The 3,917-nt window shown below is 53.1% G+C and carries 5 protein-coding genes and 1 pseudogene; 2 read left to right on the forward strand and 4 right to left on the reverse strand.

Annotation, left to right across the window (positions count from 1 at the left end):
* The coding region (locus tag BKN05_RS11840) for a methylated-DNA--[protein]-cysteine S-methyltransferase (RefSeq protein WP_286688730.1) at positions 1–176 on the forward strand (176 nt) is incomplete at its 5' end.
* Between the two features lie 61 nt (positions 177–237).
* On the opposite strand, the gene BKN05_RS11845 is transcribed toward BKN05_RS11840, so the two are convergent.
* The 3 genes from BKN05_RS11845 to BKN05_RS11855 form a co-directional block, all read right to left on the reverse strand.
* The gene (locus tag BKN05_RS11845; RefSeq protein ID WP_284607396.1) at positions 238–1,494 is read right to left on the reverse strand and encodes an MFS transporter; all 1,257 of its coding nucleotides are present in this window, start codon (positions 1,492–1,494) and stop codon (positions 238–240) included.
* A 121-nt stretch (positions 1,495–1,615) separates the two neighbouring features.
* Entirely contained in the window at positions 1,616–2,077 is a 462-nt protein-coding gene (locus tag BKN05_RS11850; RefSeq protein WP_249606193.1) for a hypothetical protein, read from the reverse strand.
* Positions 2,078–2,437: 360 nt separating this feature from the next.
* Positions 2,438–2,896 (reverse strand): trypsin-like serine protease, encoded by a 459-nt coding sequence (locus BKN05_RS11855; protein WP_286688725.1) that lies wholly within the window; start codon positions 2,894–2,896, stop codon positions 2,438–2,440.
* Here BKN05_RS11855 and BKN05_RS11860 point away from each other — a divergent pair.
* Positions 2,895–3,386 carry a hypothetical protein gene (locus tag BKN05_RS11860; protein WP_286688726.1) on the forward strand — a complete coding sequence of 164 codons (492 nt, stop codon included), beginning with the start codon at positions 2,895–2,897 and terminating at the stop codon, positions 3,384–3,386. The two genes, BKN05_RS11855 and BKN05_RS11860, sit on opposite strands and share 2 nt — an antisense overlap.
* A gap of 59 nt (positions 3,387–3,445) precedes the next feature.
* Here BKN05_RS11860 and BKN05_RS11865 read toward each other — a convergent pair.
* Positions 3,446–3,917, reverse strand: a pseudogene (locus tag BKN05_RS11865) (hypothetical protein); the annotation flags it as partial.

A 3,917-nucleotide genomic window follows, 5' to 3' on the forward strand; every position in this document is an offset into this window, starting at 1 on the left:
TATCGCAGCGGGTTGGGCAGGTAGTGGGGCGCAATCCGTGGAGTGTGATTGTGCCGTGTCACCGGGTGCTTGGTGCTGATGGTAGCTTGACCGGTTATGCCGGTGGCTTGGACCGAAAGCGCTGGTTGTTGCAGCATGAAGAGCCGAGCGCGGCGGAGGCCGGGCGGTTGTTTTAGGTGCCTATCTCAGACTATGAATCTGGTCAGGCTGGGGTGAAATCCTCAGCAAAAGTTGTCATCAATTACTGGTTGGTGTAGGAGAAAGATTGCGCAGCTGGGAGGAAGTAAGCAGCCAGGAAACGGAAGCACCTATTCCAATAATACTGATCATGAGCACGCTGTGAATAGGAAGATAGAGTACTGCTAGCGTGGCAAGGCCTGCACCAATTGGGTCGACTCCCCAGGTAAGTAGACGAATCGCAGCTGAGACACGGCCGAGGATAGCTTCCGGGACTAGTTGCTGCTTGAGTGTTTCGCTTGCTGCAACATTAACCAGGACAGCGCAGGCCCAGAGCCCGAGGGAAGCGCTCAGAACCAACATAGAAGCGAATTGATCAAGAAGGGGCAGGATAAGGATACCTGCCCCGGATAATACTGGCAGCGCTAATGTCACAGACAACAATATAACTGGGCGGATTTTCTTGATTGACCAGTCAGAGATAAAGACACCACATAAGCCAACAACCCCAGCGATACTCGCTGCTACGCCAATCTCGGCTGCAGACAGGTTTGCGTATCGTAGAGCAAATACCACATATAGGGCTTGTATAGCACTGGTGAACAGGTTGAAATGGGCTATGGCTAGGGTGATTGGTCTTTGTATGGGATCAGAGAGCAGGAAACGAATCCCTTCTCGAGCTCCCATGATTTGTGAGAAAACATGATGATTTGATGAGTGGAGTTTAGGTTTTCTTTTAAATATGGGGCGCAGACTAAATGGTCCGATGCTGGCTATTGCGTAGAAAACCATGAGTAAGCAAAATAAAGTCGCTGATCCTGTATAGGACAGTAGTATTCCTGCTAATGAACCTGCGCCAATATCTGCTGCAGAGCGTAAGGCGGCAATCCAACTATTTGCTTTGCCTAAATGATGAGTATGGACAACTTGTGGGACGACAGCTGAAAATGCACTATCGTATAAGGCGGTCATTCCGCTGATTGCAAACCCTATGATGAGTAAATGCCATAACGCGAGTGCATCGGTGGCTGCGGCAAAAGCAGCGAAACCACATATCATGGCACGTGTTAGGGATAAGGCGCCGAGGAGTTTGTCTTGGCGTCGTAGATCAGTAAGACTTGCCCCGAGGATTAAAAAAGTCAGTAAACCCAAACCGACGAAGGTATTGATTAGGCCAATTTGTGCATCAGTAGCTTGGAATGTTGAGACTGCTACTATGGGAAGTGCAAAAATCAGCATTTGAGCGGATAGTACTGATACACCTTCGCAAGCCCACAACCTCGAAAATGATCTCGACCAAAGTTTATTATCTGCCATATTGATTCCTTAGAGTCGAAGATTTTACTCAGTCATATTCGATACTGGGAAGCGTCCACTGGGGCTTATTGGCATCATATACTTCGAGCGAAACCTGAAGTGCCCCGGGTTTTGTTCCGCTTTAGTTGCTCAGGGCAGTTGGAGTTTGGTTTAACCGTCGTTTGAGCAGGCTCTTTCGGAGGAATAAACTCGCGGCGACGATGATACCGGCCCTCCAGGATTCCGAGATTGGGTATAAGAGTAATTGTAAGTCGTAGTTATCGACTAGGTCTTGGTTAAAGGCCCAAAATTGTAGCGACCAAGTAAATCCGGACCAGAGTAATAACCCGATTTCTGGCAGACGACTGCGTAGTGGGAACGCGGCGAAAATAGTGCTGATCACGATGGCCGCCACACTCATGAGTTGCCACCACCATAGGTTGCTGCCGCCGGTGGTGAAATCGGTGGGGCCTTCTGCACAGTCATTCAGTGAGCAGTGTGCCCAACTCGTTAGTTGCAATACGGCGATCAGCAAAATTTCAGGGAACGGAAGCGCCCATCGCGGCCAATCCCAAAGCGATGAAGAACGACCATCGTTACTCAATGTTAAACCTCTTTACATCGTTGCAGGTTCAACTATACATTCTTTAGTTTGACCGCTGAGTAATAGTAATAATCAGCTTGAGTGAGGGGCCTAACTCCCGGAAAGTGGACACGTCGGGGGTTAACTATGCGACTTTAGCCAGTGTAGCTGAAGTCTCGGTTTCAAAAACATCAGGAGCCACAAGATTGCACCAGGAGTGCCGCCTGCGCGTGTTGCAGCATGAAGAGCCGAGCGCGGCGGAGGCCGGGTGGTTGTTTTAGTTGCCACCCGGCATCATGGTGTGGCCGGTACTGGAATCGGGGTGGGGCTGGGAAGGATCTACCCCAATTTTAATGACAACCCGAAAGCTTCTGCGCTGAGTTAGAGCAGCCTGTAGCCGCCGTCGTTAAGGAATTGCGCAATCGGTTGAGCAACCTGATGGATAGCATCTTCTTTCAGGCCACCCGAGACGATACCCACCGGGAAGACGTTGCCGTTGTGGGTGGCAAAAACCGGTCCGCCGGAGTCGCCGGGCAGAGAAATCGCGTTGTAAATCAACTGCCCGTCAGCGCCGAGTCCATAGTATGGCCCGCACGAAAGACCAGTTCGCGCGCCCATTCGGCACAGCCGTGGCTTGTGCTCTTCCGTCCAGTTGGTGTTCTGCACCGTGGCGGTGGTCATCTGCTGGTTTTTCCAAAACAGCTGCACCCGGGCATCAACTATCGCAGGATTGTCGATTTTGATCAGCCCTTTGTCGTAGCGTCCAATGTCGCCATGATTCTGAAACTCTGAATAGGTCATCGTTCCCACCACGTGCTGCCTGCCCTCTGGATCTTCCATGCTGAAGACATCGCGTCAGGATGAACTGCTCGCCATTCTTTTCGACGATCCATCCCACCGAACAATACGATCCCAGCCGGGTATTCGTGATGCGCGCACCTGGGGTGATCTTTCCGGGATTCTCGAGGAATTGAAAAGCTTCACCTTCGGCGTAGATCTTTTGCCCGCCGACCTCATGCCAATCGATGTTTTGCTCACGGCTGAAGATCGGAACCTTAGTGATCTTTTCGACAACCTTCGGTTGTTGTTCGGGCTGAGCAGGGTCTTGCACCGGCGGCATCTGCGGCAGTTTTGGCAGTGGCTGTGGAGCCGGATCTTTCGGCGCAGGTGCCGGCTGTGGTTGTGGTGCAGGCTTCGGCGCGGGAGCAGGACGGAAGGATTGCCACGGGGCATTGCTGGATCCAAAGCTAGATTGTGCAGTAGCGATACTCTCACCACCGAGGTGGAAAGTTCCGCTGAGCACCCCGGCGGCCAGGCAGGCCGTGAGTAGCAGGCGTCCGGCCCGCTTCTGACTGCGAGCAGGTGCCGCAGTTGGTGTGTGCATGTGCATTAGCGGCGCCCTCCGAAGAGGTTCTGGAAGAAGCGTTCCGTGTTGGTCAGGAATTCATTGACAACCGGGACGTTATGACGCAATCCCTGCAGCGCGGCACCGATGCCTGCGAATACCAAACCGATTCCGCCGATAGCAGCGATTGCGGTGAGCCAAGTGTTGGTCGACTTTTGGGTTGGCGGGATGCTTGGTGTCTGCTCTGGTGTGGTTTCTGGTTTCGTCTCTGGCTGTGTTTCCGGAGTGTTGCTTGGTGGAGTCATCTCCGGAGCCTGGCCTGGGGTTTCGCCTGGTGCGCCTGGGTTGGTTGGTGCTTCTGGAGCACCTGGAGCACCTGGAGTTCCCGGAGCCGCTGGAGCTACCGGCCCGTTGGTGACGACGAGATCCTGGGCTGTATCGAGATCACGGTTGGTTTGCGACAACGCATGCGCGGCCAGCGTGCCGATCACATACTGCTCATTCGGATCCAAAGCG

This window comes from Corynebacterium sp. S5S1, from assembly GCF_001913985.1.
Taxonomy (GTDB): Bacteria; Actinomycetota; Actinomycetes; order Mycobacteriales; family Mycobacteriaceae; genus Corynebacterium; species Corynebacterium marquesiae.

What these genes read in the sequence shown, in the direction of transcription:
- BKN05_RS11855 (WP_286688725.1), bottom strand. Translation starts at nt 2,896, where the DNA reads ATGGAAGATCCAGAGGGCAGGCAGCACGTGGTGGGAACGATGACCTAT.
- BKN05_RS11845 (WP_284607396.1), bottom strand. Translation starts at nt 1,494, where the DNA reads ATGGCAGATAATAAACTTTGGTCGAGATCATTTTCGAGGTTGTGGGCT.
- BKN05_RS11860 (WP_286688726.1), top strand. Translation starts at nt 2,895, where the DNA reads ATGCTGAAGACATCGCGTCAGGATGAACTGCTCGCCATTCTTTTCGAC.